This window comes from Streptomyces sp. NPDC019937, assembly GCF_040631655.1.
Classification (GTDB): Bacteria; Actinomycetota; Actinomycetes; order Streptomycetales; family Streptomycetaceae; genus Streptomyces.
On record NZ_JBEYAL010000014.1, the window covers coordinates 83,296 to 110,155 of the forward strand.

Consider the following 26,860-nt stretch of genomic DNA (forward strand, 5'->3'; position numbering starts at 1 on the left):
AGGGAGATTCGGCAATGACCGACGCGACCGCCACCGGGGCCGTCAACGCGCTGACCGGACGATGGGCGCGGGCCGCCGTGAGCGGCGCGGAGTCCACCGTCCTCACCGGCGCCGGGGCCTGGCCGCTGCTCGCCCTGCTCGCGGGCGCGGCCGGCGGCCCGGCCCGCGGCGAGCTGGAGGACGCGCTCGGCATCGGCGCGGGAGGCGCGGACGGCGCCACGGCGCTCGGCCGCGAGGTCGTCGAGGCGATGGCCGCGATGGACGGCGTCGCGGCGGCCACCGGACTGTGGACCCGCTACGACCTGCCGGTGCGGCCCGAGTGGGAGGCGGAGCTGCCGCGGGGCGTACGGGGAGTGCTCAGCGGCGACACCGAGCGCGACGGCAAGGAGCTGGACGCCTGGGCCTCCCGGTGCACCGATGGCGCGATCGACCGGATGCCGGTGCCGCTGACGCCCGTCACCCAGCTGGTGCTGGCCGGGGCGCTCACGGTGCGGACGGCCTGGCAGCAGCCGTTCCAGCCGGGGTTCCTGCGGCCGGGACACGGCCCGTGGCGGGACCGGTCGCTGGCCGGGCTCACCCGGAAGACCGGCGACCTCGACGGGGTGCTGCGGGTCGTGCCCGACACCCCGGCCGGGCCGCTCACCCTGTCGGGGGTCGCGGGCGGCAACGGGATCGACGTGCACCTGGTCCTCGGCCCCGAGGACGTACCGGGCGGCCAGGTTCTGGAGGCCGGGATCGGCGCGGTGGCCGGGGAGTACCCGGGGTGGGGAGGCTCGGCGCTGCCGCTCGGCGAGGCGGGGCCCGGCGTCACGGTCATGGAGGCCGTCAGCTGGGACACCACCCCCTCGCTCGTCCTCACCACCCCGCAGTTCACCGTGACCGCCCGGCACGATCTGCTGCGGCACGCGGAACTGTTCGGGCTGCGCACCGCGCAGGACACCTCCCGCGGCCACTTCCCGGGGATCAGCCCGAGCCCGCTGGCGCTGTCCTCCGGTCGGCAGTCCATGACCGCGTCGTTCAGCGCCGAGGGCTTCTGGGCGGCGGCCGTGACCGCGTTCGCCATGGCTCCGGGTTCGGCCCCGCCGCAGCGGAAGGCGCGGCTGGTCAGGGTGACGTACGACCGCCCGTTCGGCTTCCTGGCCGTGCACCGGGCCACCGGTCTGGTGCTGACGGCGGGCTGGGTCACCGAGCCCGAGGCCGCCTCCTAGGACCGGGTCAGGCGGTGAGCAGCCGGTCCTGGAGCCGTGCGCGCTGCGGGGCGGTCAGCCCCAGGCCCTCGGTGAGATAGCGCTCGGTGCCGCCCCAGGTGTCCTCTATCGTCTCGAACGCCGCCGCCAGATAGGCGGGGCGCGCGTCGAAGAGCGGACTCAGCAGCGACAGCACCTCCGGGGACATGGGGTCGGACCCGTCCGCCGGATTGCCCTTGCGCCAGATCTTGTAGCGCCGGTGGGCGGCGGCCGACTCCAGGTAGTCGGCCTCGATCGCGTCCCGCTCGACCCCGAGCGCGAGCAGCGTGACCGCGACCGAGAGCCCGGCCCGGTCCTTGCCCGCGGAGCAGTGCATCAGCACCGGGGAGCTGTCCTCCGCCATGGCACCCAGCACCCGGCCGTGCTCGACGATCCGGCTGGTGATGATGGCCCGGTACGCGTTGATCATCCGCCGCTCGGCGCGCCCGTCGTCCAGCAGCTCGCGCAGGGTGTTGAGGTCGCCCTCGCGCACCATGGTCCAGAACCCGGCGCCGTCGGCCGGGTCGGACAGCGGGAGGTTCACGTTCCGCACGCCGGTCAGCGAGACGTCCGGGCCCTCCAGCTTGATGTCGGCCGCGTTGCGGAAGTCGAAGACCGTGTGCAGGCCGAGCGAGTCGAGGAAGGCCGCGTCGCTGTCGGTGGCATGGGCGAGGTGGCCGCTGCGGAACAGCACGCCGGGCCGTACGCGGCGGCCGTCGACGGTCGGCAGACCGCCGACGTCGCGGAAGTTGCGTACCCCCACCAGCTCGGGTTCGGCCTGCGGGACCTGCGGCGACGGCTGCGTCACGGGCGCTCCTCACGATCGGCCGCCGCGCCGCTCGTCGACGAGGCGGGTTCTGCTGACCATACGACATCGTGTTCCTGCTGCAATCAGTTCTGCCGACCGTGAGCGGGGCCATTGCCGTGCGCCGAACGCTGCCCGATGATGTTGGCACCTGTGGGGAATTGGGGATGTGTGATGATTGAAATCGGCGGAAACGGTCGGCTCTGGCTGCTTTCGGGGCAATGCAGCAGCTACGCCCTGCACCTCACCGACGAGGACACCCTGCTCCATCTCCACTGGGGCCCGCGCCTCACGGTCCCGGACGCCGAGGCCCTCGCCGCCGAACCCCTGCCCGCTGAGCGAGGGTTCGAATCACCGCTGGACGGGCGCGAGGAGTACCCGGTGGAGGGTGGCCCGCGCTTCGTGCGCCCTGCCCTGTCCGTCCGCGCGGCGGGCGTACGGGGCACCGAGTGGCGCTTCGAGGGAAGCGGTGTGGACGGCGACGAGCTGCGGCTGCGCTTCCACGATCCGCTCCACCACCTCGGCATCACCCTCCACTACCGGATGCGGGACGACGGCGACGTCATCGAGCGCTGGACCACCCTCACCCACACCGGCACCCCGGACGACGCCCCGCTGGAGCTGCTGCGCGCCGACTCCGCCGCCTGGTCGCTGCCGGCCGGCGACCGCCGGCGGCTGAGCCATCTGTACGGGCGGTGGGCCGCCGAGAGCCGGCTCGCCCGCACCGACCTCACCCCCGGCGAGAAGGTCATCGGCAGCCGCCGCGGCCACACCAGCCATCAGCATCTGCCGTGGATCGCGATCGACGACGGCACGGCCACCGAGGAGAGCGGCGAGGTGCATAGCTGCGCGCTCGCCTGGTCCGGCTCCTGGCGGATCGCCGTCCAGCGGCTCGCCGACGGCACCGTACAGACCGTCGGCGGCGCCGGGTACGACGACTCGGGGCTGCTGCTCCTCGCCCCCGGCGAGTCGTTCACCACCCCCGTCTTCGCGGGCCTGTGGACTCAAGGCGGCTTCGGGGCCGCGAGCCGCGGCTGGCACGCCTGGCAGCTCGCCCACGTCATCCCCGGCGCCGACCGGGAGCGGCCCGTCCTCTACAACTCCTGGGAGGCCACCGAGTTCGAGGTGAGCGAGGAGCAGCAGCGCTCACTCGCCCGGCTCGCCGCCGGTCTCGGCGTCGAGCTGTTCGTCGTGGACGACGGCTGGTTCGGGGCCCGCACCAGCGACCGGGCCGGTCTCGGCGACTGGACCCCCAACCCGGACCGCTTCCCGCACGGGCTGAAGCCCCTCGCGGACGAGGTGCACGGCTTGGGTATGCGGTTCGGCATCTGGGTCGAACCGGAGATGGTCAACGCCGACAGCGACCTGTACCGCGCCCACCCCGACTGGGTGCAGCACCACCCGGGCCGCACCCGCACCGAGTTCCGCAACCAGCTGGTGCTCAACCTCGCCCGGCCGGACGTCCGCGCCTACCTGTGGGAACGGCTGGACACGCTGCTGAGCAGCGCCCCCATCGACTATGTGAAGTGGGACTTCAACCGCTCCTTCACCGACCCCGGCTGGCCCGGCGACCCGTATCCGCAGCGGCTGGGCATCGAGCACGTCCGCGGGCTGTACGAGCTGCTGGGGCGACTGCGCGCCGCCCACCCCGGGGTCGCCTTCGAGTCCTGCTCGGGCGGCGGCGGCCGGATCGACCTGGGTATCCTCGGCCTCACCGACCAGGTGTGGACCTCGGACAACACCGACCCGCTGGACCGCCTCGCCATCCAGCACGGCTTCAGCCAGCTGCACCCGGCCCGGGTGATGGCCGCCTGGGTCACCGACAGCCCCAACGTGATGGGCAACCAGCGCCGCAGCGGGCTCGGCTTCCGCTTCGTCAGCGCCATGGCCGGGGTGCTGGGCGTCGGCGGCGACCTGACGAAATGGAGCGAGGCCGAACTCACCGAGGCCCGCGACTGGGTGGCGCTCTACAAGCGGATCCGGCCCGTCGTCCAGCACGGTGAGCAGTACCGGCTGCGGCCACCGGGCGGCGGCGGGCTCAGCGCGGTGCAGTACGTACGCGGCGGGGAGACCGTGGTGCTGGCGTGGCTGCACGCGCAGAGCTACGGCGAACCCCAGATCCCGCTGCGGCTGCGCGGCCTGGACCCCGCCGCGGCGTACGAGGACCTGGCCACCGGCACCGTCCACCGCGGCGCGGTGCTCGCCCATCGCGGTCTGCGCACCGGGCTGCGTGGCGACCTGGACGCCGCCGTATTCCACCTCCGCCGAACTGACCAGGTGGGATAACTCACCCCTGGTCAAGGGCTGGTTACGGTGGCGTAGGTCACGTGTCGGGGTGAAGGATGTCCGGATGTGGCAGACGATTCGCAAAGACTCAAGCATGGCGTGATCGGGTCGTACGCAGCCATCGGGGACAGTTTCACCGAGGGCGTCGGCGATCCGGGCCCGGACGGCGTCTTCATCGGATGGGCCGACCGGCTCGCCGTCCTCCTCTCCGATCAGCGGCCCGAACACGACTTCCGCTACGCCAACCTCGCCGTGCGCGGCCGGCTCCTGGACCAGATCGTCGAGGAACAGGTGCCGCGTGCGATCGACCTCGGTCCCGACCTGGTCACCTTCTGCGCGGGCGGCAACGACATCCTGCGGCCCGGCAGCGACCCCGACGATGTCGCCCGGCGCTACGAGGCCGCCGTCGCCGACCTGACCTCCCGGGTGCCCGCCGTGCTGTTGTGCACCGGCTTCGACACCCGCGGGATCCCGGTGCTCCGCCATCTGCGGGGCAAGATCGCCACGTACACGGCGCATGTGCGGGCGATCGCCGACCGCTACGATTGCCCGGTGCTCGACCTGTGGTCGCTGCGCTCGGTGCAGGACCGGCGGGCCTGGGACGACGACCGGCTCCATCTGTCGGCCGACGGACACACCCGGGTCGCGCTGCGGGCCGGTCAGGTGCTCGGCCTGGAGGTGCCCGCCGACCCCGACCAGCCGTGGCCGGACGAGGGGCAGCGCACTCCCGCCGAGGTGCGCCGGGACAACATCCACTGGGCGCGGGAGTATCTGGTGCCCTGGATCGGGCGTCGGCTGCGCGGGGTGTCCTCGGGGGACCACGTGGAGCCCAAGCGCCCGGATCTGCTGCCGCTGCGCTGAGGAGGCTGGTCCTTCGGTCCTTCGGCCGTCAGGCCAGGTAGGCCCATACGGCGCGGCCGGTGCCGCCCGTGTGGGGCCGTACGCCCCACGCCTGGGACAGGGCCTCCACCAGCATCAGCCCGCGTCCGCCCTCCTGATCCACGCTCACCGACGACCGCGCCTGCGGCACCGTACGGGCACAGCCCTGGTCGGCCACTTCGAGGCGCAGCCGGGTCCCCATCAGCTGCAACGAGCAGCGCACCTCATCGCTGGAGGTGTGGCGGACCGCGTTGGTGAACAGCTCGGAGACCACGAGTTCGGCGCTGTCGCGGGTGTCCTGGTCGACACCCCACGAGCGCAGCCGCAGGACGACATGCCTTCTCGCCTCCGCGACGGACGTGCTCAGCGCCGGGAGACGAAACGCGTCCTGAAGGCACGCAGCGACCGTCGAGCCGCTGTGCCCTAACCGGAGAGCCTCGTAGGAAGGAGCCACGCTCACACTATGCTCTGTCACGATCGCTTGTGACAAGGTTCAGTCTGTAAATTACAGAATCGCAAGGACAGACTGTTCCGAAAGCTGAGCCCGTGCCAGACTGCTGTGCTGTGACAGTAAGTGGAGGGGGACGATAGTGGCGGATGCGCGGTCGGGTGGTGCCCCGACCGTCCTGCGGGTCGTGCTCGGCAAGCGACTCCAGGACCTTCGCGAAAAGTCCGGGCTGTCCTTCGAACAGGCCGGGCGGGCCCTCGACGTCACCCATGCCACGATCCGGCGCATGGAGAAGGCCGAGGTCGGCCTGAAGCTCCCCTACGTCGAGAAGCTGCTGCGCACGTACGGCGTCACCGACCCCGAAGAAGTCGAGGCCTTCCTCTCCCTTGCCAGGGAGGCCAACAAGAACGGCTGGTGGCACCGGTTCCGGGACGTCCTGCCCGACTGGTTCAACACGTTCGTGAGCCTTGAGGTGGAAGCCAACCTCATCCGCGCCTACGAGCCGCACTACATCCCCGGGCTGCTGCAGACCGAGGACTATGCCCGCGCGGTGCTCCGCGCGGGCATGGCGCACGCCCCCGAAGCCGAGATCGAGCGCAACGTCGCGCTGCGGATGGAGCGCCAGGCCCTGCTGCGCCGCCCCGATCCGCCGATGCTGTGGGTCGTGATGGACGAGACGGTGCTGCGCCGTCCCATCGGCGGGCCCGAGACCATGCGGGCCCAGATCGGCCGGCTGCTCGAGGTCGCCGACTCACCCCAGATCAGACTGCAGGTCATGCCGTTCGACGCCGGTCCGCACCCGGCGATGTACGGCCCCTTCCATATCTTCCGGTTCCCGATCCCGGAGCTGCCCGATATCGCGTATACGGAGACGCTCGTGAGCGGCTCCTACTTCGACCAGCGCGATGATGTCTCGGCGTTCCTGGAGGCCCTGGACCGGATGTGCGCGCAGGCCGCGCCTGCACAGACCACTCAGGCCATTCTGAGTGGCATTCGCAAGGAGATCTGAACGATGGATCGCATATGCGGGAGCCGCGTCTACAGCGGCATGCCGGCCAGGGACCTCGGTTCCGAGGGCTGGCACAAGCCGTGGAGCGGTGGCAATGGGGGAAGCTGCGTCGAGGCGATGAGGCTGAAGGACGGCCGGGTGGCGCTGCGCCAGTCGACCGACCCGGACGGCCCGGCCCTGATCTACACGCACCTGGAGATGAAGCGCTTCATCCAGGGGGCGAAGGCGGGCGAGGCCGACTTCCTGCTCCTGTGACGCCCGTGCGACCGAAGGGCAACGAGGGGGATCGACAAGGGGAAATGGTGTGACCGACCAGAGATCAGCCGACCAGAGATCAGTGGATCAGCGATTAGCCGGCCGGCGATTATCCGCCTCGCGCATACCCGGCGCCCGGATATCCGGCCAGGACATCGACACCAGCAAACCGCATCCGGCCCGGATGTACGACTACTACCTGGGAGGAAAGGACAACTACGAGATCGACCGCGAGGCCGCCGAGCACATCATCGGGCAGTCCCCGAACATCCTCGACAGCGCCCGCGCCAACCGCGAGTTCCTGCTGCGCGCCGTCCGCACGGTGGTGGCAAGCGGCGTACGGCAGATCATCGACCTCGGTACGGGCATCCCGACCTCGCCCAACACCCATGAGGTGGCCCGGGAGATCGCCCCGGAGACCCGGGTCGTGTACATCGACAACGACCCGATCGTCGCCGCGCACGCCGACGCCAAACTGACCAGCACCCCCGGCACCCACTTCGCGCTGGCCGACGCGCGCGGACCCGCCGACATCCTGGCCCATCCGGCGGTGCGCGACCACATCGACTTCGCCGAACCCGTGGCGCTGCTGCTGGTCGCGGTCCTCCACTTCGTGTCGGACGCGGAGGACCCGGCCGGGATCATCGCCACCCTGACCGAACCGATGGTCCCCGGCAGCCATCTGGTCATCAGCCACGGCACCCTGGACTTCCACGGCCCCGACCAGGTGGCCGACGAGGTGTACCGGAAGTCCACCGCCGCGCTGAGACTGCGCGGCCACGCCGAGATCGTCCCGTTCTTCGACGGGTTCACGATGCTCGAACCGGGGCTGGTGCGGGCGCCGCTGTGGCGGCCGGACGGACCCACGCCCGACGCCGGGGCGCTCGCGTCCGTCGGCGTCTACGGCGGGGTGGGCCGCAAGACCTCCTGAACGCGCGCGGCGGGGATCCGCTCCAGGACCCCGCCCGCGAACACGTCGTACAGCGGCAGCGACTCCAGATGGACGTAGCCGATGTGGCAGTCGCACACGGCCAGCGGACAGGCCCGGGGCCGCAGCGCCGCGCGGTACGAACCGTCGTAGAGATTGCCCAGCTCCGTGGCGACGAAGTGGCAGCGGCGCACCGTGCCGTCACCGTCCACCGAGATCACCGAGGCGCCGGTCCGGCACGGCAGACCGGCGCTTCGGTGCGGATGGCGGCTGTAGCCGAAGAGCGGATCGACCGCCGTCCAGTCGGCGGCCTCGGCGTCCGTGTAGATGTGGCCCTCCGCCGCGTTCACCCACAGATAGACCTGCTCGGGCAGCTCGGCGCGCAGCCTGCGGGCCTGGTCCAGATGGCCGGGCAGACCGACGATGCCCACGCTGTGGCGCACCCCGCGCGCGGCCAGCTCCCCGCACTTGGCCAGGAACCGGTCGTACGGCGTCTGGCCCGGGTGGTACGTGCACCACAGCGCGAGCGTGTCGCGGTCGGCCTCGGCCGTCCAGTCGGTGCGGCAGCTGAGATTGGTCTGGATCGCCACCCGCTCGATGTGCGGCAGACGGCTCAGCTCGGTGAGCGCGCGGCGGTACCAGGAGCGCGTCAGCCCCTCGCCCCACGGCGTGAACAGCACCGACAGCCGGTCGCCCGACTGCTCCCGGGCCCATGCCGTGAAGCGCTCCAGCGCGGCCCGGTCGGCGCGCAGCGCCTCCCGGCTGTCGCGCCGCTTGGCGAACGGGCAGTACGGACAGTCGTAGTCGCACGAGGCCAGCGGGCCCCGGTACAGGATCGTCAGGTCCACGGCGCCGCCCCCGCGCTCACTTCGCCTCGTACGCGGCCATCGCGGCGCGCACGGCGGGGGAGAACAGCTCGGGGCCGAGCGCGTCGGAGTGCGCCAGGCCCTCCGCCGACAGCCTCAGCCGCCCGGGGCCCGCGGCCGGATCCAGCCAGCCGCGCGCGGCGAACCGGGCCAGCTCCTCGGGGAAGTCGCCGGCCGGATCGGTGGCGAACCGCGCCCGGTACGCGGCCACGTCCAGGCCCTCGGCCTGCAGGACGGACTGCAGCAGATGGCGGCGGCGGGCCTCGTCGCCGGTGATCGCCCGGCCGTGCTCGGCGCGGGCGAAGTCGGCCGTGGGACGGGACACGTAGTCGTCGATGATGCCGCGTATCTCCCGCATGTCGACCGCGTAGTCGAAGGAGTAGTGCAGCCCGGAGGTGTAGGAGCGGGCGCCGCAGCCCAGGCCGATCATGCCGTCCGTCTGGCAGGCGTGGTCCTCGCCGCCGGTCGCGGGCGCGTCCGCGCGGCGGAACATGCGCATCGAGATCTGCTCATAGCCGCGTCCGAGCAGATGGTCGCGGCCCAGCCGGTACAGCCGCAGCCGCCGCGCGTCCCACTCCGCCTCGCTCTCCGCCGCTCCCTTGCGGCCGAGGCCGGTCAGCGGGCGGACGTAGAGGGGGTAGAGATACAGCTCCTCGGGGCGCCAGGCGAGGGCCGCGTCCAGGGAGCGCAGCCAACTGTGCCCGGTCTGGCCGTCGATGCCGTAGATCAGGTCGATGTTGAGGACGGGGATGCCCGCCTCCCGGATCCGGGCCAGCGCGGCCTCGACATCGGCCCGGCGCTGCGGCCGGACCGCCGAACGCGCCTCCGCGTCCACGAAGCTCTGCACGCCCAGGCTCAGCCGGGTCGTACCGCGCGCGGCGAGCACGGCGAGCCGGTCGGCGGTGGCGGTGGCCGGGGACGCCTCGACGGAGAGCGGCACGGCGGCCAGGTCCGCGCCCATCCGCTGCTCGGCGATGTCGCACAGCCGCTCCAGCTCGGCCGCCTCCAGGAACGTCGGGGTGCCGCCGCCGAAGGCCGCGGCGGCGAACCGGGCACCGTCCCCGATCGCCTCGGACACCGCGTCCGCCTGCCGCTCCAGCGCGTCCAGATAGGCCGAGGTGAGGCCGTCCGGGGCGCCGATCCGGGTGAAGAGATTGCAGAAGCCGCAGCGCACCTCGCAGAACGGGATGTGCAGATACAGGGACAGCGCGTCCTTCGGCTCGTCCGCCCACAGCGCGCGCAGCGCGGGCCGGTCCGTCAGCGCGTGGTACGCGGTCTTGTGCGGATAGGCGTAGACGTACGACTGGTACGGGCGGACGGCCGGGGCACTGGTGGCGGGGGTGAGCGCGGTGTTCATCGGGTCCCAAGGAAGAAGTGGGTGTACGGCACGGTCCAGACGGATTCATGGCCGAGCCGGTGGCCCGTGTAGCCGTCGTCGCCGTACGCCGTGCCGTGGTCGGAGCAGACGATCGCGAAGCCGGGGCCGCGGCCGCCCATCGCGGTGAAGAGGCGGCCGATGTGGCGGTCGACGTACTCCAGCGCGGCGGCGTGGGAGGCGCGCGAGTCACCGCTGTCGCGGGTCGCGCCCGGCAGGTGGAACCAGTTGGGCTGGTGCAGCGCGGACACGTTGACGAACAGGAACAGCCGCCGGTCCGGGGCGAGGCCCCCGATCACCTGCTCGGCGCACGCGATCTGCGCCTCGAAGGAAGTGGGGGAGGGGACGCCGAACTCCGGTTCCCAGTGGCTCTCCTGGAAGTAGCCGGGCAGCACCGAGCCCATCGGGCTCCGCTTGGTGAAGAACCCGACGCCGCCGATGCACACCGTGTGGTACCCGGCCGCCGCGAGCCCGGTCACCAGATCCGGGGTGTCGTAGACGTACGTGCCCTCGGCCGTGGTCTCGCTGCCCGCGAAGCGTGCCGCGAACAGCCGCCGGTGCGGGCCCGGCCGGGCCGGGGTGGGCAGAAAGCCGGCGAACATGGCCTGGTGGGAGGCGTAGGTGAAGCTGCCGGGCGCGTGCCGCTCCTCCCAGGCTCCGCCGGGCATCCGGGCGGTCAGATGAGGGATGCGGCCGGCGGCGGCGAGTTCGGCGGCGACGTCGTAGCGCAGGGTGTCGAGGGTGACCAGCAGCAGATCATGGCTGCCCACGATCGCGTTCATGTCCGGTTCGGCCAGCGCCTGTTCGGGCAGCGCCTGTTCGGGCAGCGTGGGCTCAGTGAAGGGCATCGTGCCGGGCCTCCTCGTGCGCGCGGATCACGGCGGCGACCTGCGCCGCGTAGGTGTCCTGGCCCTCGGCGCCGCTGCCGGGCAGCCCGGTCAGCCGGGGCAGCAGATCGCCGAACGCGTTGACCTCGCCGACCACGAACCGCCGCCACCCGGTGCCGGGCAGCAGGTCCACCCCGACGCACAGGGTGCCCGGGAAGCCGGCCGCCGCCCGCTCCGCCGTGCCCAGCACCGTGGTCCACGCCACCCCGGCCGCCTCCGCGGCCGCCCGGGCGGCGGCCAGATCGCCGCGCACGCCCCCGAGGTGGAGATTGGTCATGGGGGAGCGGCTGGTCCGCACGACCGCGTGAGTCGCCCGGCCGCCGATCACCACCACCCGCAGATCGGCGGCGCGCTTGGCCTGCGACGCCTTGGGCACCCAGCGCTCGATGTGCAGCCCGTCCGGGGCCAGGGTGTCCACGATCGAGCCGATCTCCCGCTCCGTGTCATACCGCCGCACCCGCAGCGAGTTGAAGAGCGAGCCGTCCTCGGCGCGCTCCACCGAGGTGGTGGCGCGGATACGGCCGGGGCCCGCGTACTCGACGGCGAGCACCCCGGAGGCGGACGAGCCGTGCGCGAGCTTGACGAACGCACGGTGCATCCCGCTCTCGCCGAGCGCCGCCCGCACATCGTCCCAGCCGCGCACCCCCGGTGCCTGCGGGCCGGAGGTCGGCGAATACGGCACGGGGACACCGGCCGCGTCCAGCACCCCGTGGCACAGCCGCTTGTCGAACTGGACGGCCAGCTCGCCGGGGTCGTCCAGCAGGGTCGCGCCCGCCGTGCGCGCGGCCTTCGCGACGCCCCGTACGGCCTCGGTGAACCGCGCGTACCAGCGGGCGGTGCCCTCGACCCGGGCCGGGTCCCCGGCGCCCCGCAGCAGCTCGTCCACCTCGTGGTCCTCACCGGGCGACTCGATCCGCACGGTCTCGCCCGGCTCGAACTCCGCGCCAGCGCACAGCACATCGCGCCAGGCCAGCAGCCGGGGCGCGGCCAGCCCGGCGGCCAGGGCGGCGTCGGTGAACAGCTCCACCCGGCGGTGGCCGGGGTTGCCGACCACCGCGAGCCGCGGGCCGCCCGGGCCGTATGGACTATTCGGAGACGGCGACATAGCGGTATTCCTCCTCACTGTCGTCGCCCTCGTCCCAGTCCGGCTCCTCCTGCTCCGAGACGTCCACCTCGACCCCGGACGGCTCCAGCGCCTCGCACACCCGGCGCGTCATCGCGTCGGACAGATAGTGGTGGTGCAGGTCCAGCGTCCGCAGATGGGTCAGCGGCTGGCCGGTGAGGAGGGCCTCGGCGCCCGCGTCGCCGAGCGTGCCCAAGGACAGGGCGAGCGAGGTCAGCTGGGCGACGACCGGCGCGGAGGCGACGGCGGCGGCGATCTCGTCCTGGATCTCGCTGTCCTGCAGACCGAGATGGGTCAGCGCGGGGAAGCGGGCGCCGGAGAGGATGGGCGCGAGATCGGCGACCGTGGCATCGCCGCCGTACTCCTCCACCCCCAGCCACAGCGCGAGGTGCTCCAGCCGGGGCAGCTCGCTGGCGCCCACCGCGCGGACGGTCTCGCCCGGCAGCCCGCCGGACTCGAACCGCAGCACCCGCAGCCGCTCGTGGCGCACCGGCCGGAAGGCGAGACCTCCCGAGCCGCAGCCGCGCACCGCGAACTCCTCCAGCAGCGGGTACGCCTCCAGGACGGGCGTGACGTCGTCCATCCGCAGCCAGGACAGCTCGCACTCCTCGGGCATCACATCGGCGAGGAACAGCCCGCGCAGCGCGGGCAGCCGGTCCGCGGACGCGACCAGGGCGTCGAGCACCGGACGCACCTCGGAGTAGTGGCCGCTGCCCCACCAGTTGCCGATGACCACCGCGCGGACGCGGTCGGCCGCCACGGTGTCCAGGAACTCCGCCCACAGTTCGGCGAAGGGGCGGTCGTCCCAGGCGCCGATCCGCCAGGCGACGGCATCGGCGGGCGGCAGATCGGCGGCGTCTGTTCCGGTGTCCCGGCCGGTGTACTCGGCGACGGGCAGACCGGCGAAGGATTCCAGATAGTCCTCGATCACGGCCGCGTGCTCCTCACATGGGTCCTGATGTCCGGTGTCTTCGGATGCGCGGCGGTCATCACTCGGCGACGGCTGTGTAGCGCTGCACGTCGCCGTCCTCCCACTGGCGCTCGTGGCCCTTCTCGGACATCGTGAGCGCCACCCCGGACGGCTCCAGGGCCTCGCGCAGCCGCCGCTCCATCGGCTCCGAGAAGTAGTTGTGGTCCAGGTCGAGCCGCTCGAGGTGGGTGAGCGGCTGACCGTCGAGCAGCGCCGCCGCGCCCTCGTCGGTGAGCACGCCCATGGACAGATCGAGGGAGGTCAGCTGGGCGACGACCGGTGCGGAGGCGACGGCGGCGGCGATCTCGTCCTGGATCTCGCTGTTCTGCAGGCCGAGATGGCGCAGCGCGGGGAAGCGGCCACCGGACAGCAGCGGCGCGAGGTCGCCGACAGCGGCAGTGCCTCCGTACTCCTCGACGCCGAACCACATCTCCAGGTGTTCGAGGGCGGGCAGGTCGCTTTCGGCGACTCCGCGCGCCACCTCGCCGGGCAGCCCGCCGGTCTCGAAGCGGAGCCTGCGCAGGTTCTGGTGCTTGGTGGCGGGGAACCGCAGGCTCGCGTTGCCACGGGCGCTCAGCTCCCGCAGCCCGGGGTAGGCGTCCAGAACCGGTGTCACATCGGCCTGCTCGATCCAGGAGATCTCGGCCTCCTCCGCCTCCAGATCGCCGATGAAGACCGCTTCGAGGGAGGCCAGCCGGTCCTTGGCGGCCACCAGCAGATCGACGATCATCCCGGCGTTGTCGTCGTACGTCTCGCCCCACTGACCGATGATCAGCGCCCGCACCCGGGAGGCGTCGACCGTGGTCAGAAAGCGCTCGAAGCGGCCTTCGAACATCTCGCCCGACTCATCGGAGTAGGGGTCGTAGGAGATGCGCCAGGCCACCGAGTCCGCCTCGGGCGGCCGCGGGTCCTCCTCGTCGGGCAGCGGGAAGTCGTACACCGGGAGTCCGTGCAGTTCGGTCAGGTGTGCGGGGTAGGTCATCGCGCGGGTTCTCCCAATGGCTTCGAGCGGACGTGCCGGTCTTCGAACGGCGTGCGAAGAGTTGTACCAAGTCCCACCGACAGTCGCTTCAGGGGCCGTTGTCGGACCCCCTGCGTAACGTCGGGACCATCGACGGCCGCCGGGTGATCCGGTGGGCCGATGACGGGCTGTGGCCGCATTGAGGGCGGCGGGGAAGGGGAGCGCATGTACCGACAGGGGGACGTGCTGATCGTGCCGGTGGCGCGGGAGTCGCTGCCGCCGGGCACCGAGGCGCTGCCGCGGCAGCCCCGGGACGGGCGGGGGCGGCTGGTGCTGGCCCTCGGCGAGGTGACCGGGCACGCGCACGCGGTGGTCGGACCGGGCACGCTGGTGCGCGAGTCGGGGCCGTTCGGCGCCTCGTACCTCCATCTCCCCGACGGCGGACGGGTGGTGCACGAGGAGCACGCGGCGATACCGCTGCCCAAGGGGTGGTACCGGGTGGTGCGCCAGCGGGAGTACGTGCCGGGCGCCGTGCGCGTCGTGGCGGACTGAGAGCGCGGGGGACGAGGACGGATGACGACGGCTACGGCAGCGGAGACGACGAGCATGACCACAGGCGCCATGGAGACGACCCCCATGACCACGGAACGCTGGCGCGCGGTGGCCGCGGCGACCGGCCCCGCGGACCGCGAGGCGGCCGGGGCGGGCATCCGGCTGGCGTACGAGGCGGCGGGGCTGGAGCCACCGGAGCGGATCGTGTGGACCGGCTCGCCGCTCGCGGGCACGGCGGCCGCGCTGCTGCTCACCGGGCGGGCGGAGGGGCTGCCGGGCGAGGTCGCCGAGCGGGCCGCCGACGCGCTGGCGGCCGCCGGGGTCGAGCCGGTGGTGGGCGCCGCGGGCTCCTCGGTGCGCGAAGCGGTGCGCACCCGTCCCTGGGCGCGCGCCCGGCAGCGGGCGCACACCGCGCTGGGGCCGTCCGGGTGGGCCGAGCGCTGGGCGCTGACGGGGGCGCCGCTGTGGGACGTCACCCGGGCGCTGACCGAGCGCATCCGCACCGGGGTCATCGAGACCCTGACGGAAGAGGCGGCCACGGAGCGGGCGGATCAGGAGACGGCCGTCCGGCTCGCCCTGCTGGACGCGGTGCTGGGGCAGCACGACGCGCCCTGGCTGGCCTCCGTCGCCGAGGGGCCGGACGACGGGCTCGCCGGAGCGGCCGCGGTCGCCCGCGCCGCGGGCTGGTGGTGGCCGTACGAGAAGGCCGTGGTGATCGCGGAGCGCCCGGTCGAGCTGCACCGCGACGAGGCCGGCCGCCTCGACCGCGGTGACGGCCCCGCGCTCGCCTTCCCCGACGGCTTCGCGCTGTACGCCTGGCGCGGCATGCCGGTGCCCCCGGACTTCCTCGACCGGCTGGGCGAGCTGACCCCGGACCGGATCCGCGCCGAGGAGAACGCGGAGCTGCGCCGGGTGATGCTGGAGCATTTCGGCTACGACCGCTATCTCGACGAGTCCGGGGCGCGGCCCGTGCACCGGGACGAGTCGGGTGTGCTGTGGCGCATCGACCTCGCCGACGACGAGCCGGTGGTGATGGTCGAGGTGGTCAACTCCACGCCCGAGCCGGACGGTGCGCACCGCACGTACTGGCTGCGCGTACCGCCCCGCACCCGGACCGCCCGTGAGGGCGTGGCCTGGACCTTCGGCCTGGACGCCGCGACCTATGTGCCGGAGCGCGAGACCTGATTCCGGACGCGCACACCCCACATCGGCTTGGTCTGGACCTTGACTGGTATAGACCAAGCCGATTGAGTGTCCTCCGACAACACGAGGATTGGGGTGGTCCCATGTGGAGAAGACGCGCCATGGCCTGGTTCGCCGCGCTGGCGGCGGCGTGCGCCTTACTGATTGGCATGCCCATGGCTTCCGCATCGGCCGAGGCGGGCACGGCGGACACGGCCCCGCGCGCCGCCTGCAGCTACCCGGACTGGGTCGCGGGCAAGTGGTACGCGACCGGTGACATCGTCCGGTACACCGACGGCAGGTACTACCGGGCCGAGCACGACAATCCCGGCTACGACCCGGTGATCAGCACCTGGTACTGGGATCCGTACGACTGCGGCGGAGGCGGAACCTCCGGCTTCGTCGTCAGCGAGGCGCAGTTCAACCAGATGTTCCCGAACCGGAACGGCTTCTACAGCTACCAGGGCCTGACCGCCGCCCTGAGCGCCTACCCCGGCTTCGCGAACACCGGCAGCGACACCGTGAAGAGGCAGGAGGCCGCCGCCTTCCTCGCCAACGTCAGCCATGAGACCGGCGGTCTGGTCCACATCGTCGAGCAGAACACGGCGAACTACCCGCACTACTGCGACTGGAACCGGCCCTACGGCTGCCCCGCGGGCCAGGCGGCGTACTACGGCCGCGGACCGATCCAGCTCAGCTGGAACTTCAACTACAAGGCCGCGGGCGACGCGCTCGGCATCGACCTGCTGAACAACCCCTGGCTGGTGCAGAACGACTCCGCGGTGTCCTGGAAGACCGCCCTGTGGTACTGGAACACCCAGACCGGCCCGGGCACCATGACCCCGCACAACGCCATGGTCAACCAGCGCGGCTTCGGCGAGACCATCCGCAGCATCAACGGCAGCCTGGAGTGCAACGGCGGCAACCCGGGCCAGGTGCAGAGCCGGATCGACGCGTACCAGCGGTTCGTCCAGATACTCGGCACCACCCCCGGCTCGAACCTGAGCTGCTGAGAACCCTCTCCGCATAAATGAGATGCGCCGGGCGGGCCGCGCGCGCCAGCCTGGAACGCATGGCGTGGACGACGACGTACGACCTCGATGCGTTCCGGGCCGCCGCGGGCGCGTTCCTGCGCGCCCGCCCGGTCCGGCACACCGTGCTCCTCACCGTCGTCTCCTCGCTGGCGGCGGCGGGCAGCGGCCGCTACGGCGACCAGCCGCCGCTCTACGGCTGGTGGCGGGCGCCCTCGGGCGCGATCGAGGGCGCGTACCTCCGCACCCCGCCCCATCCGCCGCTGCTCTCCGCCATGCCGGCGGAGGCGGCGGGCGCGCTGGCCCGCACCCTCGCCGGCGCGGACCGGCTCACCGGGGCGGACCGGCCGCGGGTCACCGGGGTGAACGGCGCGCGCCCGGTCGCCGAGGCCTTCGCCGACGCCTGGGAGCGGCACACCGGGGAGACCCGCGGGGTGGACCATGTCCAGCGGCTGTACCGGCTCGCCACCCTGACCCCGTCCGGGCCCGTACTACGGGGGCGGGCCCGGGCGGCCACCACCGCCGACCGCGATCTGCTGCTGCGCTGGTACGAGGCGTTCGGCCGCGACACCGGGGCGCTGCCCGGGGACGAGGTCGCCCGCGCGGTGGACGACCGGCTCAGCCACCGCGGCGCCACGCTGTGGGAGGTGGACGGCGAGCCGGTGGCCACCGCCGCGGTGAGCCGCACGGTCGCGGCCACCGTCCGCGTCTCGCTCGTCTACACCCCGCCCCGCTTGCGCGGACAGGGGTACGCGGGCGCGGTCACGGCCGCCCTGAGCCGGGCCGCGCGTACCGCGGGAGCCGAGCGGGTGCTGCTCTTCGCCGACCTCGCCAACCCCACCAGCAACGCCCTGTACCAGCGGATCGGCTACCGCCCGGTCGAGGATCACCTGCGGCTGACGTTCGCCCCCTGAGAACGGCCCGAGCAGATCCGGAGCCCCCTTCCGGAACAAGGTCGCCGGTCGCGAGAGTTGTGACAGTGCAGCAGCACAACTGCACAGGCCATGGGGTGCCCCGTCGCTCCCCTTCACCCAGGAGGTGCCGTGACCGGTTCCAGTCCTCGGCGTGCCCGGCTCGCCACAGCCCTGCGCCCCGCCGCCTTCGGCGCGGACCCGGCAGGGGAGCGGATGGAGCGCATCCGGCGGTCCCCGAACTTCGCGAACGGTGTGTTCACCAACCCCGGTGGCGGCAGCTCCGCCCCCTCCGGGGCCATGCTGAAGTTCCTGCCCACGTACTTCCGCAAGGAGAACCGGATACGCCGGGCCCCGGCCGGGACCGTGCCGGTGTACCCCACCACCCTCGCCGACCTGGCCACCCCGCCCGCCTCCGGACTGCGGCTGACGTGGATGGGCCACTCCAGCGTGCTCGCCGAGATCGACGGGGGGCGGGTGCTGTTCGACCCGGTGTGGGGTCAGCGCTGTTCCCCCTTCGCGTCCGTCGGGCCCAAGCGGCTGCACCCGGTCCCGGTGCCGCTGCGGGAGCTGGGGCCGGTGGACGCGGTGGTCATCTCCCACGACCACTACGACCACCTGGACATGCCCACGATCCGCGCGCTGGTGCGCACCGGCACCCAGTTCGTCGTACCGCTCGGGGTCGGCGCGCACCTGGAGCACTGGGGCGTACCGGCGGACCGGGTGACGGAGCTGGACTGGCACGAGTCCACCGAGGTGGCCGGGCTGCTGCTCACCGCCACCCCCGCCCGCCACTTCTGCGGCCGCGCGCTGCGCAACACCCAGCACACCCTGTGGGCCTCCTGGGTGGTGGCCGGGCCCGAGCACCGGGTCTACCACAGCGGGGACACCGGGTACTTCTCCGGCTTCGCCGAGATCGGGAAGTCGTACGGACCGTTCGACGCGACCATGATCCAGATCGGCGCGTACAGCGAGTTCTGGCCGGACATCCACATGACCCCCGAGGAGGGCATGCGCGCCCACCTCGACCTCCAGGGCGGCGAGCCCACCCAGGGGATCATGCTGCCGATCCACTGGGGCACCTTCAATCTGGCGCCGCACCCGTGGGAGGAGCCCGCCGAGGGCACCGTCACCGCGGCCCGGGCGGCGGGAGCGAGCGTGGCCGTGCCGCGCCCGGGGCAGCCCTTCGAGCCGGGCCGCGGGCTGCCGCTGGAGACGTGGTGGCGGGCGGTGGCGGCGCCGGGCGCCGCACCGCCGGCCGTCGAGACCGCTGCCGGGCCCGGGGGCACGGTCGGCACGGCCGGTGCGGCCGACGGGACCGACGCGGCCGACGGGACCGACGCGGCGGTGCCCATTCCGCAGCCGTAGCACGCGAGTTGAGTCGAAAGCCTTGTGGGCGGTGTGGCGCGCTCGCTTGAATGGTTAGGAAAGCTTCCTAACGGACGGCTCAAGCGAATGGAGTCCCCCATGTCCAGAAGGATCGGCCTCACGGCGGCGGCCGTGGCGTTACCCGCCGCGCTCGTGTTCACCGGCGTCGGAGTCGGCGTGGGCCAGGCGGCCACGCCCCCGGCCGCCACCCCCGTACAGTCCCCGGCTCACCGGGCGGGCGCGGCGGCCAACCTGGACGATCCGGCCAAGAAGGAGATCGCCATGAAGCTGGTCTCCAGCGCCGAGAACTCCTCCCTGGACTGGCGCGGCCAGTTCAAGTACATCGAGGACATAGGCGACGGCCGTGGCTACACCGCGGGCATCATCGGCTTCTGCTCCGGCACCGGCGACATGCTGGAACTCGTCGAGTACTACACCGACCAGAAGCCGGACAACGTCCTCGCCAAGTACCTCCCCGCCCTGCGCAAGGTCAACGGCAGCGACTCCCACAGCGGCCTGGACCCCAACTTCACCAAGGACTGGAAGAAGGCCGCCGCCGACAAGGCGTTCCAGGACGCACAGGAGCACGAGCGCGACCGCGTCTACTTCAACCCGTCCGTCAAGCAGGGCAAGGACGACGGCCTCGGCGCGCTCGGCCAGTTCATCTACTACGACGCGATCGTCATGCACGGCCCCGGCGACAGCAAGTACAGCTTCGGCGGCATCCGCAAGACGGCCATGTCCAAGGCCAAGACCCCGGCGCAGGGCGGCAACCAGACCACGTATCTGAACGCCTTCCTCGACGCCCGCAAGAAGGCCATGCAGAGCGAGGAGGCGCACAGCGACACCAGCCGGGTCGACACCGCGCAGCGCGTCTTCCTCAACGCGAAGAACTTCGACCTGAACCCGCCGCTGAAGTGGAAGGTCTACGGCGAGTCCTTCGAGATCAACTCCTGACCGCCGCTGTCGGTGCCCCTTCCTCGCCCACCTCGTCCCGGACGCGACGCACCGCGTCCGGGACGAGGCGTTCGCGCACCTCGGGCCGGAGGTCAGCCCTGAGCCGCCGCGACCAGCGCTCGCATGACCCGCAGGTCGTCGCCCGCCTCCGGGTGCCACTGCACGCCCAGCACGAAGCCCTCCGCGGACGGCATCTCCACCGCCTCCACCGTCCCGTCCTCGGACGCGTAGGCGCCGGGGACCAGGTCGTCGGCCAGGCGGTCCACCGCCTGGTGGTGGAAGGTCGGCACGGACACGGGCTCCGGGAGCACCGTGCCCAGCAGCGTGCCCGGGACCGGCTTCACCTCGTGCCAGTCGAAGACGCCCGGCGCGCCCGCGTGGCCGTCCAGGTGCTGGACGAGGGTGCCGCCCAGGGCGACGTTCAGCAGCTGCATGCCGCGGCAGATGCCCAGCAGGGGGACACCCGAGGACAACGCGGCCTCGATCAGGGCCAGTTCCCAGGCGTCGCGCTCCCGGGCGGGCGGGCCCGTACGCGGATCGACGGGGGCGCCGTAGCGGATCGGCTCCACGTCCGGGCCGCCGGAGATCACCAGGCCGTCGAGGCGGGAGACGACGGCCGCCGCCGATTCCGGGGCGGCGTCCGGGGGCAGCATCGCGGCCAGGCCCCCGGCGCGCTGGACGAGGCGGTGGTACCCGGCCGGGAGCAGGGCGGCGGGGAGGTTCCAGACGCCCCAGTGTGCCGTGGCTTCGAGGTAGGTGCTGATGCCGATCAGAGGCAGAGGGGGCACGGACAGGTCCAATCTCTCAGTCGCGGGACAGTTCCGCCTCGGCCTCCGCGAGCGCCGCGAACTCCTCCTCCGGCGCCGACGCGACCAGCCGGTGGCGGCTGTAGAAGGCGAAGTAGGCGAGCGCCACGGCGTAGACGCCGAGGGCGATGAAGGCGGCGTCCTTGTCCACCAGGAAGGTGGCCACCAGCGCCGAGCAGGCCAGGACGAAGGCGGTGGACGAGGTCACGATGCCGCCTGGGGTGCGGTAGGGGCGGTCGAGCCCCGGCTCCCGGCGGCGCAGGACGATGTGGGAGAGCGACATCAGGGCGTACGAGATGGTGGCGCCGAAGACCGCGACGTTCAGCATCCGGGCGCCGTCGCCCGACCAGGCGGCGAGGCCGAAACCGATGGCGCCGGGGACGAGGAGGCCCAGGTAGGGGGCCTTGCGGCGGCTGGTCAGGGAGAGGAAGCGGGGGAGGTACCCGGCCCGGGAGAGGGCGAACAGCTGCCGCGAACCGGCGAAGATCAGGGAGAAGAAGGAGGCGACGAGACCGGCGAGTCCCGCGTAGTTGACGACGCGGGACAGCGCCGTGGCCTCACCGTCCGGCTGCAGCGCCTCGACCAGCGGGTTGCCGGCGTCCCGCACGGCGTCCGGGCCGCGGGCGCCGGTGGCGGCGAGGAAGGTGAGCAGGGCCAGGAGCAGCAGGATGCCCATCGAACAGGCCATGGCCCTGGGCAGGGTGCGGGCCGGCTCACGGGTCTCCTCGGCCGCGAGCGGGACGCCCTCCACACCCAGGAAGAACCACATGCCGAAGGGGAACGCCGCCCAGATGCCCAGCACACCGAACGGCAGCCAGGAGTTGGCGCCGAAGGCCGAGTGGTCGACCGCGATGTCGTTCAGCGAGCCCGAGTCGAAGTCGGTGAAGGCGGCGACCGCGAAGATCAGCAGCGCGGTGACGGCGATGGCGGTCACGATGAGGCTGAACCGCAGGGCCTCGCCCACGCCCCACAGATGGATCCCGATGAAGATCACGAAGCAGGCGAGATAGACCGGCCAGCCGGACTCCAGGCCGAAGAGGCCGAGCGATTCGACGTAGTCGCCGATGAAGATGGAGATGGCGGCGGGCGCGAGGACGTACTCGATGAGGATCGCGGTGCCGGTGAGGAACCCGCCCCAGGGGCCGAGGGCGCGCCGCGCGAAGCCGTAGCCGCCGCCCGCGGTGGGGAGGATCGCGGCCAGTTCGGCGAGGGCGAAGACCATGCAGGTGTACATCAGCCCCATGAGCACGGCGGCGATGGCCAGGCCACCGAAGCCGCCCTCCGCGAGGCCGAAGTTCCAGCCGGAGAAGTCGCCGGAGACCACATAGGCGACGCCGAGGCCGGTCAGCAGCAGCGGACCCGCGCTGCCGCGCCGCAGGGTGCGCCGCTCCAGATAGCCCGGATCGCCGGGTGCGCCGGGGTCGGGGGAGGTGTGGGCGGTCTCGGTTCCATCGGCCATGTCAGCCATGGGCACTCCTGGCTTCGCGCGAGGGGGACGGCGGTGGGGAGGGGATTGGTGTGGGGGCATACCTTTGCCGTAGGGGGAGGTTCCGCGCAAGACCCTCCGCGTAAAAACGGGGCTACGGCAGGAATCCGCGCAGCAGTGCCGCCGTGCCCTCGCAGTGCTCCCGCATCACCTCGCGCGCCCCGTCCGCGTCCCCGTCGAGCACCGCCTCGACCAGCGCCGCGTGCTGCGCCTGGGAGTGCTCCAGGTTCCGTACCAGCAGCGGGATGCAGTCCAGCAGGTCGTTGACGGTGGCGCGGACGGCCGCGTACTGGGCGGCCAGCGAGGGGGAGCCCGCCAGCTCGGCCAGGGTCAGATGCAGCATCGTGTCCAGGCGCCGGTAGTCGGCCGGCGGGGCGTCCCGCGTCGCGTCGAGGGCGGCGCGCAGCCGCGCGGCCCGGCCGCCGTCCAGGCCGTGCGCCGCGCACAGCCCGGCCGCGCCGACCTCCAGGACCTCCCGGAAGCGCAGCGTGTCCTCGACGTCCACCGCCCCGATCCGCCGCCGCAGCTCGTCCTCGTCGCCCGCGGCGGGCTCCGGCCGGGCCCGTACGAAGGTGCCGCCGTAGCGGCCGCGGCGGCTCTCCACGACCCCCTGGTCCTGGAGGACCTTCAGCACCTCGCGCAGGGTCACCCGGCTGATCCGCAGCCGCTCCGCCAGCTCGCGCTCGGCCGGGAGGCGGTCGCCGTCGGGGACCAGCCCCAGCCGTACGACCTGGAGTATCTGCTCCAGCGCCTCCTCGAAGCCGTTTCCGGCGCGCACCGGGCGCAGCACCGGCGCCAGCTGGTCACCGCTCTCACTGCCGCTCATGGAACCGTCCGCACCTCCTTCCCAATCAATGGTCTGGGGTATTACCTTAAGGCCACTCCGCGCCCCCACACCCGTCCGAAAGCCCGAAATTCCGGAAGTCCGGAAGCCAGGAGGCACCACCGTGGCAGACCGCACGCCCCCGCTCTCGGTCGACGAGCTGACCAGGCTCGTCGCCGCCGGGGAGATCGACACCGTCGTCCTGGCCTTCACCGATATGCAGGGCAGACTGCAGGGCAAGCGGTTCGCCGCCCGCTTCTTCCTCGACGATGCCCTGGAGCACGGCACCGAGGGCTGCAACTACCTCCTCGCCGTCGACGCCGACATGAACACCGTCGGCGGTTACGCCATGTCCTCCTGGGAGCGCGGCTACGGCGACTTCGCCCTCCACGGCGACACCCGCACCCTGCGCCGCACCCCCTGGAACCCGGGCACCGCGATGCTCACCGCGGACCTCGCGTGGCACGACGGCTCGCCCGTGGCCGCCTCCCCGCGGCAGATCCTGCGCCGCCAGCTCGACCGGCTCGCGGAGCGCGGCTGGACCGCGTACGCCGGGACCGAGCTGGAGTTCATGGTCTTCCGGAACACCTACGAGCAGGCGTGGGACAGCGGCTACCGCGGCCTGACCCCGGCCAACCAGTACAACGTCGACTACTCCATCCTCGGCACCGGCCGCGTCGAGCCCCTGCTGCGCCGCATCCGCAACGAGATGGGCGCCGCCGGGATGACCGTGGAGTCGGCCAAGGGCGAGTGCAACCTCGGCCAGCACGAGATCGCCTTCCGCTACGACGACGCGCTGACCACCTGCGACCAGCACGTCATCTACAAGACCGGCGCCAAGGAGATCGCCGCCCAGGAGGGCACGGCGCTCACCTTCATGGCCAAGTACGACGAGCGCGAGGGCAACTCCTGCCACATCCACCTCTCGCTGCGCGACGAGGCCGGACAGCCCGTGCTCGCGGACGACGACGGCCCGTACGGCATGTCGAAGACCATGCGCCACTTCCTGGCCGGGCAGATCGCCGCGATGCGCGACTTCACCCTCCTCTACGCCCCCAACATCAACTCCTACAAGCGCTTCCGGCCCGGTTCCTTCGCGCCCACCGCCGTCGCCTGGGGCCCGGACAACCGCACCTGCGCGCTGCGCGTCATCGGCCACGGCCAGGCGCACCGGCTGGAGAACCGGCTCCCCGGCGGCGACGTCAACCCGTACCTCGCCGTCGCCGGAATGGTGGCCGCCGGGCTGTACGGGGTCGAGCGGGAGCTGGAGCTGCCCGAGGTCTGTACCGGCAACGCCTACACCGGCGACGCCGAGCACGTGCCGACCTCGCTGCGCGACGCCGCCGAGCTGTGGCAGGCCAGCCCCATAGCGCGGGCCGCGTTCGGCGACGAGGTGGTCGAGCACTACCTCAACATGGCCCGCGTCGAGCAGGAGGCGTACGACACCGCCGTCACCGACTGGGAACGCTTCCGGTCCTTCGAGCGCATGTGAGGAACCACCGAGTGAGCACCGAACACCCCCACGAGCACCCCACCGAGCACCACATCCTCAACCCGGCGACCGAGGAGGTCATCGCCACCGTCCCGGCCGCCACGCCCGCCGACGTGGACGCCGCCGTGGCCCGCGCCACCGCCGCCCAGCGCGGCTGGGCCGCCCTCGCCCCCGCCGACCGGGCCCGGCTGCTGCGCCGCTTCGCCGCCACCGTGGACGACCACATCGAGGAACTGGCCGCGCTGGAGGTCCGCGAGGCGGGCCACCCCATCGGCAACGCCCGCTGGGAGGCGGGCAACGTCCGCGATCTGCTGGAGTACGCGGCCGGGGGAGTGGAGCGGCTGAGCGGCGCCCAGATCCCGGTCGCCGGCGGCCTGAACATCACCTTCCACGAACCGCTCGGCGTGGTCGCCGTCATCGCGCCGTGGAACTTCCCCATGCCGATCGCGGGCTGGGGTACCGCGCCCGCCCTCGCCGCGGGCAACGCCGTCCTCCTCAAGCCCGCCGAGACCACCCCGCTCACCGCCCTCCGGCTCGCCGAACTCGCCCTCGCCGCCGGGCTGCCCGAGGGGCTGTTCCAGGTGCTGCCCGGCGCCGGTCCGGTGGCCGGGGCCGCGCTGGTCGAGCACCGGGACGTCGCCAAGGTCGTCTTCACCGGGTCGACGGCCGTCGGCAAGGAGATCATGGCCAAGTGCGCGGCGGGCGTGAAGCGCGTGACGCTCGAACTCGGCGGCAAGAGCCCCAACATCGTCTTCGCCGACGCCGACCTCGAGGCGGCGGCGAGCGCCGCGCCCGGCTCGTTCCTGGACAACACCGGCCAGGACTGCTGCGCCCGCAGCCGGATCCTGGTCCAGCGCGGCGTGTACGACCGGTTCATGGAGCTGCTGGAGCCCGCCGTGAAGGGCTTCACCGCCGGCGACCCGGCCGACCCCGCCACCGCCATGGGCCCGCTGATCTCGGCCGCGCAACGGGAGCGCGTACGGTCCTACGTCCCCGAGGACGCGCCCGCCGCGATCCGCGGCGAGGCCCCCGGCGGCAAGGGCTTCTGGTACCCGGCGACCGTCCTGGAGGCCACCGCGCCCGGCGACCGCGCGGCCGTGGAGGAGATCTTCGGGCCGGTGGCCGTCGTCCTCCCCTTCGACGACGAGGCCGACGCCGTGCGGCTCGCGAACGCGACCGACTACGGCCTGTCCGGCTCGATCTGGACCCGCGACGTGGGCCGCGCGGTGCGCGTCTCGCGCGCCGTCGCCGCCGGGAACCTGTCCGTCAACTCGCACAGCAGCGTGCGCTACGCGACCCCGTTCGGCGGCTACAAGCAGTCCGGCCTCGGCCGGGAGCTGGGCCCCGACGCCCTGACCGCCTTCACCGAGACCAAGAACGTGTTCATCAGCACCGAGGAGCAGTGACGTGAGCGAGACCGTGACCGAGACCCCCGTGTGCCGCCGCCTGGTGGGCCGTACCGCCGTCATCACCGGAGCGGGCAGCGGCATCGGCCTGGCCACCGCACGCCGCTTCGCCTCCGAGGGGGCGCGCGTGGTGTGCGCCGACATCGACGAGTCCGCGGGCAAGGCCGCCGCCGACGAGGTCGGCGGGCTCTGCGTCCAGGTGGACGTCACCGACCCCGAGCAGGTCGAGGCGCTGTTCAAGACCGCGTACGACACCTACGGCTCGGTCGACGTGGCGTTCAACAACGCGGGCATCTCGCCGCCCGACGACGACTCGATCCTCACCACCGGTCTGGACGCCTGGAAGCGGGTCCAGGAGGTCAACCTCACCTCCGTCTATCTGTGCTGCAAGGCCGCGCTGCCCTACATGCGGCGGCAGGGCCGGGGCTCCATCATCAACACGGCGTCGTTCGTGGCCGTCATGGGCGCCGCGACCTCGCAGATCAGCTACACCGCGTCCAAGGGCGGGGTGCTGGCGATGTCGCGCGAGCTGGGCGTGCAGTTCGCGCGCGAGGGCATCCGGGTCAACGCGCTGTGCCCGGGGCCGGTCAACACCCCGCTGCTGAAGGAGCTGTTCGCCAAGGACCCGGAGCGGGCGGCGCGGCGGCTGGTGCACGTACCGGTCGGGCGGTTCGCCGAGCCGGAGGAGATCGCGTCCGCGGTCGCCTTCCTGGCCAGCGACGACTCGTCGTTCGTCAACGCGGCCGAGTTCCTGGTGGACGGCGGCATCGCGGGGGCGTACGTCACCCCGCTGTAGACCGGTCCACCGGGCTCGTCGCGGGCCTGGTT

General features: G+C 72.6%; 26 protein-coding genes. 15 read left to right on the top strand and 11 right to left on the bottom strand.

Features of this window, described 5'->3' with window-relative positions:
- Positions 1-14: 14 nt before the first annotated feature.
- Entirely contained in the window at positions 15-1,208 is a 1,194-nt protein-coding gene (locus tag ABZ562_RS16195; protein WP_361479068.1) for a serpin family protein, read from the top strand.
- A gap of 7 nt (positions 1,209-1,215) precedes the next feature.
- Here ABZ562_RS16195 and ABZ562_RS16200 read toward each other — a convergent pair whose 3' ends face one another.
- Positions 1,216-2,034, bottom strand: coding sequence for a tyrosine-protein phosphatase (locus ABZ562_RS16200; protein WP_361479071.1), 819 nt, complete (start codon positions 2,032-2,034; stop codon positions 1,216-1,218).
- Positions 2,035-2,205: 171 nt separating this feature from the next.
- Between ABZ562_RS16200 and ABZ562_RS16205 the strand changes: the two genes are divergently transcribed.
- Positions 2,206-4,317, top strand: coding sequence for an alpha-galactosidase (locus ABZ562_RS16205; RefSeq protein WP_361479074.1), 2,112 nt, complete (start codon positions 2,206-2,208; stop codon positions 4,315-4,317).
- Positions 4,318-4,383: 66 nt separating this feature from the next.
- On the top strand, positions 4,384-5,178 hold the full coding sequence (locus ABZ562_RS16210) for an SGNH/GDSL hydrolase family protein (RefSeq protein ID WP_361479077.1): 795 nt from the start codon (positions 4,384-4,386) through the stop codon (positions 5,176-5,178).
- Between the two features lie 28 nt (positions 5,179-5,206).
- Here the strand turns inward: ABZ562_RS16210 and ABZ562_RS16215 are convergent, their stop codons facing one another.
- A complete protein-coding gene (locus ABZ562_RS16215; protein ID WP_234357236.1) occupies positions 5,207-5,650 on the bottom strand; it encodes an ATP-binding protein in 444 nt (147 codons plus the stop codon).
- Positions 5,651-5,786: 136 nt separating this feature from the next.
- Between ABZ562_RS16215 and ABZ562_RS16220 the strand changes: the two genes are divergently transcribed.
- The 3 genes from ABZ562_RS16220 to ABZ562_RS16230 all read left to right on the top strand — a co-directional run bounded on the left by ABZ562_RS16220 (position 5,787) and on the right by ABZ562_RS16230 (position 7,839).
- The gene (locus ABZ562_RS16220) at positions 5,787-6,653 is read left to right on the top strand and encodes a helix-turn-helix transcriptional regulator (RefSeq protein ID WP_361479080.1); all 867 of its coding nucleotides are present in this window, start codon (positions 5,787-5,789) and stop codon (positions 6,651-6,653) included.
- A gap of 3 nt (positions 6,654-6,656) precedes the next feature.
- Positions 6,657-6,908, top strand: a complete 252-nt coding sequence (locus tag ABZ562_RS16225) for a DUF397 domain-containing protein (protein WP_123108060.1) — start codon at positions 6,657-6,659, stop codon at positions 6,906-6,908.
- 184 nt (positions 6,909-7,092) lie between these two features.
- Positions 7,093-7,839 carry an SAM-dependent methyltransferase gene (locus ABZ562_RS16230; protein WP_361479350.1) on the top strand — a complete coding sequence of 249 codons (747 nt, stop codon included), beginning with the start codon at positions 7,093-7,095 and terminating at the stop codon, positions 7,837-7,839.
- Here ABZ562_RS16230 and ABZ562_RS16235 read toward each other — a convergent pair.
- The 6 genes from ABZ562_RS16235 to ABZ562_RS16260 form a co-directional block, all read right to left on the bottom strand.
- Positions 7,809-8,684: an STM4011 family radical SAM protein gene (locus ABZ562_RS16235; protein ID WP_361479084.1), complete on the bottom strand. Its 876-nt coding sequence runs from the start codon at positions 8,682-8,684 to the stop codon at positions 7,809-7,811. The two genes, ABZ562_RS16230 and ABZ562_RS16235, sit on opposite strands and share 31 nt — an antisense overlap.
- 16 nt (positions 8,685-8,700) lie before the next feature.
- Entirely contained in the window at positions 8,701-10,059 is a 1,359-nt protein-coding gene (locus ABZ562_RS16240) for an STM4012 family radical SAM protein (protein WP_361479087.1), read from the bottom strand.
- Entirely contained in the window at positions 10,056-10,859 is an 804-nt protein-coding gene (locus ABZ562_RS16245; protein WP_361479353.1) for an STM4013/SEN3800 family hydrolase, read from the bottom strand. The genes ABZ562_RS16240 and ABZ562_RS16245 overlap by 4 nt, the downstream gene beginning before the upstream one ends.
- A gap of 52 nt (positions 10,860-10,911) precedes the next feature.
- Positions 10,912-12,069: an STM4014 family protein gene (locus ABZ562_RS16250; RefSeq protein WP_361479090.1), complete on the bottom strand. Its 1,158-nt coding sequence runs from the start codon at positions 12,067-12,069 to the stop codon at positions 10,912-10,914.
- Positions 12,050-12,985: an STM4015 family protein gene (locus tag ABZ562_RS16255; protein WP_361479356.1), complete on the bottom strand. Its 936-nt coding sequence runs from the start codon at positions 12,983-12,985 to the stop codon at positions 12,050-12,052. The genes ABZ562_RS16250 and ABZ562_RS16255 overlap by 20 nt, the downstream gene beginning before the upstream one ends.
- Positions 12,986-13,076: 91 nt before the next feature.
- Positions 13,077-14,039, bottom strand: coding sequence for an STM4015 family protein (locus tag ABZ562_RS16260; RefSeq protein WP_361479093.1), 963 nt, complete (start codon positions 14,037-14,039; stop codon positions 13,077-13,079).
- A 204-nt stretch (positions 14,040-14,243) separates the two neighbouring features.
- On the opposite strand from ABZ562_RS16260, the gene ABZ562_RS16265 reads away from it, so the two are divergent.
- From ABZ562_RS16265 to ABZ562_RS16290, 6 genes are all read left to right on the top strand, one after another.
- Positions 14,244-14,570 (top strand): hypothetical protein, encoded by a 327-nt coding sequence (locus tag ABZ562_RS16265; protein WP_361479096.1) that lies wholly within the window; start codon positions 14,244-14,246, stop codon positions 14,568-14,570.
- 84 nt (positions 14,571-14,654) lie between these two features.
- Positions 14,655-15,755 carry a DUF6745 domain-containing protein gene (locus ABZ562_RS16270; RefSeq protein WP_361479099.1) on the top strand — a complete coding sequence of 367 codons (1,101 nt, stop codon included), beginning with the start codon at positions 14,655-14,657 and terminating at the stop codon, positions 15,753-15,755.
- A gap of 101 nt (positions 15,756-15,856) precedes the next feature.
- On the top strand, positions 15,857-16,765 hold the full coding sequence (locus tag ABZ562_RS16275; protein WP_361479102.1) for a glycoside hydrolase family 19 protein: 909 nt from the start codon (positions 15,857-15,859) through the stop codon (positions 16,763-16,765).
- Positions 16,766-16,824: 59 nt separating this feature from the next.
- A complete protein-coding gene (locus ABZ562_RS16280) occupies positions 16,825-17,697 on the top strand; it encodes a GNAT family N-acetyltransferase (RefSeq protein WP_361479104.1) in 873 nt (290 codons plus the stop codon).
- A gap of 129 nt (positions 17,698-17,826) precedes the next feature.
- Complete coding sequence (locus tag ABZ562_RS16285) at positions 17,827-19,062, top strand: MBL fold metallo-hydrolase (RefSeq protein WP_361479107.1); 1,236 nt, start codon at positions 17,827-17,829, stop codon at positions 19,060-19,062.
- Positions 19,063-19,161: 99 nt separating this feature from the next.
- Positions 19,162-20,019, top strand: a complete 858-nt coding sequence (locus tag ABZ562_RS16290; RefSeq protein WP_361479109.1) for a chitosanase — start codon at positions 19,162-19,164, stop codon at positions 20,017-20,019.
- 92 nt (positions 20,020-20,111) lie between these two features.
- Here ABZ562_RS16290 and ABZ562_RS16295 read toward each other — a convergent pair whose 3' ends face one another.
- The 3 genes from ABZ562_RS16295 to ABZ562_RS16305 form a co-directional block, all read right to left on the bottom strand.
- Positions 20,112-20,807, bottom strand: a complete 696-nt coding sequence (locus ABZ562_RS16295; protein ID WP_361479112.1) for a gamma-glutamyl-gamma-aminobutyrate hydrolase family protein — start codon at positions 20,805-20,807, stop codon at positions 20,112-20,114.
- A 16-nt stretch (positions 20,808-20,823) separates the two neighbouring features.
- Positions 20,824-22,284, bottom strand: a complete 1,461-nt coding sequence (gene eat, locus ABZ562_RS16300; RefSeq protein WP_361479359.1) for an ethanolamine permease — start codon at positions 22,282-22,284, stop codon at positions 20,824-20,826.
- A gap of 121 nt (positions 22,285-22,405) precedes the next feature.
- Positions 22,406-23,137, bottom strand: a complete 732-nt coding sequence (locus ABZ562_RS16305; RefSeq protein WP_361479114.1) for an FCD domain-containing protein — start codon at positions 23,135-23,137, stop codon at positions 22,406-22,408.
- 121 nt (positions 23,138-23,258) lie between these two features.
- On the opposite strand from ABZ562_RS16305, the gene ABZ562_RS16310 reads away from it, so the two are divergent.
- The 3 genes from ABZ562_RS16310 to ABZ562_RS16320 are packed head-to-tail and all read left to right on the top strand — an operon-like array spanning position 23,259 to position 26,828.
- Entirely contained in the window at positions 23,259-24,626 is a 1,368-nt protein-coding gene (locus ABZ562_RS16310) for a glutamine synthetase family protein (RefSeq protein ID WP_361479117.1), read from the top strand.
- Positions 24,627-24,637: 11 nt separating this feature from the next.
- A complete protein-coding gene (locus ABZ562_RS16315) occupies positions 24,638-26,032 on the top strand; it encodes an aldehyde dehydrogenase family protein (protein ID WP_055557447.1) in 1,395 nt (464 codons plus the stop codon).
- A gap of 1 nt (position 26,033) precedes the next feature.
- Positions 26,034-26,828 (top strand): 3-oxoacyl-ACP reductase, encoded by a 795-nt coding sequence (locus ABZ562_RS16320; RefSeq protein WP_361479121.1) that lies wholly within the window; start codon positions 26,034-26,036, stop codon positions 26,826-26,828.
- Positions 26,829-26,860 lie beyond the last annotated feature (32 nt).

Coding starts and splice junctions, on each gene's coding strand:
- ABZ562_RS16195 (WP_361479068.1), top strand. CDS start 15: ATGACCGACGCGACCGCCACCGGGGCCGTCAACGCGCTGACCGGACGA.
- ABZ562_RS16205 (WP_361479074.1), top strand. CDS start 2,206: ATGATTGAAATCGGCGGAAACGGTCGGCTCTGGCTGCTTTCGGGGCAA.
- ABZ562_RS16225 (WP_123108060.1), top strand. CDS start 6,657: ATGGATCGCATATGCGGGAGCCGCGTCTACAGCGGCATGCCGGCCAGG.
- ABZ562_RS16230 (WP_361479350.1), top strand. CDS start 7,093: ATGTACGACTACTACCTGGGAGGAAAGGACAACTACGAGATCGACCGC.
- ABZ562_RS16240 (WP_361479087.1), bottom strand. CDS start 10,059: ATGAACACCGCGCTCACCCCCGCCACCAGTGCCCCGGCCGTCCGCCCG.
- ABZ562_RS16245 (WP_361479353.1), bottom strand. CDS start 10,859: ATGAACGCGATCGTGGGCAGCCATGATCTGCTGCTGGTCACCCTCGAC.
- ABZ562_RS16250 (WP_361479090.1), bottom strand. CDS start 12,069: ATGTCGCCGTCTCCGAATAGTCCATACGGCCCGGGCGGCCCGCGGCTC.
- ABZ562_RS16260 (WP_361479093.1), bottom strand. CDS start 14,039: ATGACCTACCCCGCACACCTGACCGAACTGCACGGACTCCCGGTGTAC.
- ABZ562_RS16265 (WP_361479096.1), top strand. CDS start 14,244: ATGTACCGACAGGGGGACGTGCTGATCGTGCCGGTGGCGCGGGAGTCG.
- ABZ562_RS16270 (WP_361479099.1), top strand. CDS start 14,655: ATGACCACGGAACGCTGGCGCGCGGTGGCCGCGGCGACCGGCCCCGCG.
- ABZ562_RS16275 (WP_361479102.1), top strand. CDS start 15,857: ATGTGGAGAAGACGCGCCATGGCCTGGTTCGCCGCGCTGGCGGCGGCG.
- ABZ562_RS16280 (WP_361479104.1), top strand. CDS start 16,825: ATGGCGTGGACGACGACGTACGACCTCGATGCGTTCCGGGCCGCCGCG.
- ABZ562_RS16290 (WP_361479109.1), top strand. CDS start 19,162: ATGTCCAGAAGGATCGGCCTCACGGCGGCGGCCGTGGCGTTACCCGCC.
- eat (WP_361479359.1), bottom strand. CDS start 22,284: ATGGCCGATGGAACCGAGACCGCCCACACCTCCCCCGACCCCGGCGCA.
- ABZ562_RS16305 (WP_361479114.1), bottom strand. CDS start 23,137: ATGAGCGGCAGTGAGAGCGGTGACCAGCTGGCGCCGGTGCTGCGCCCG.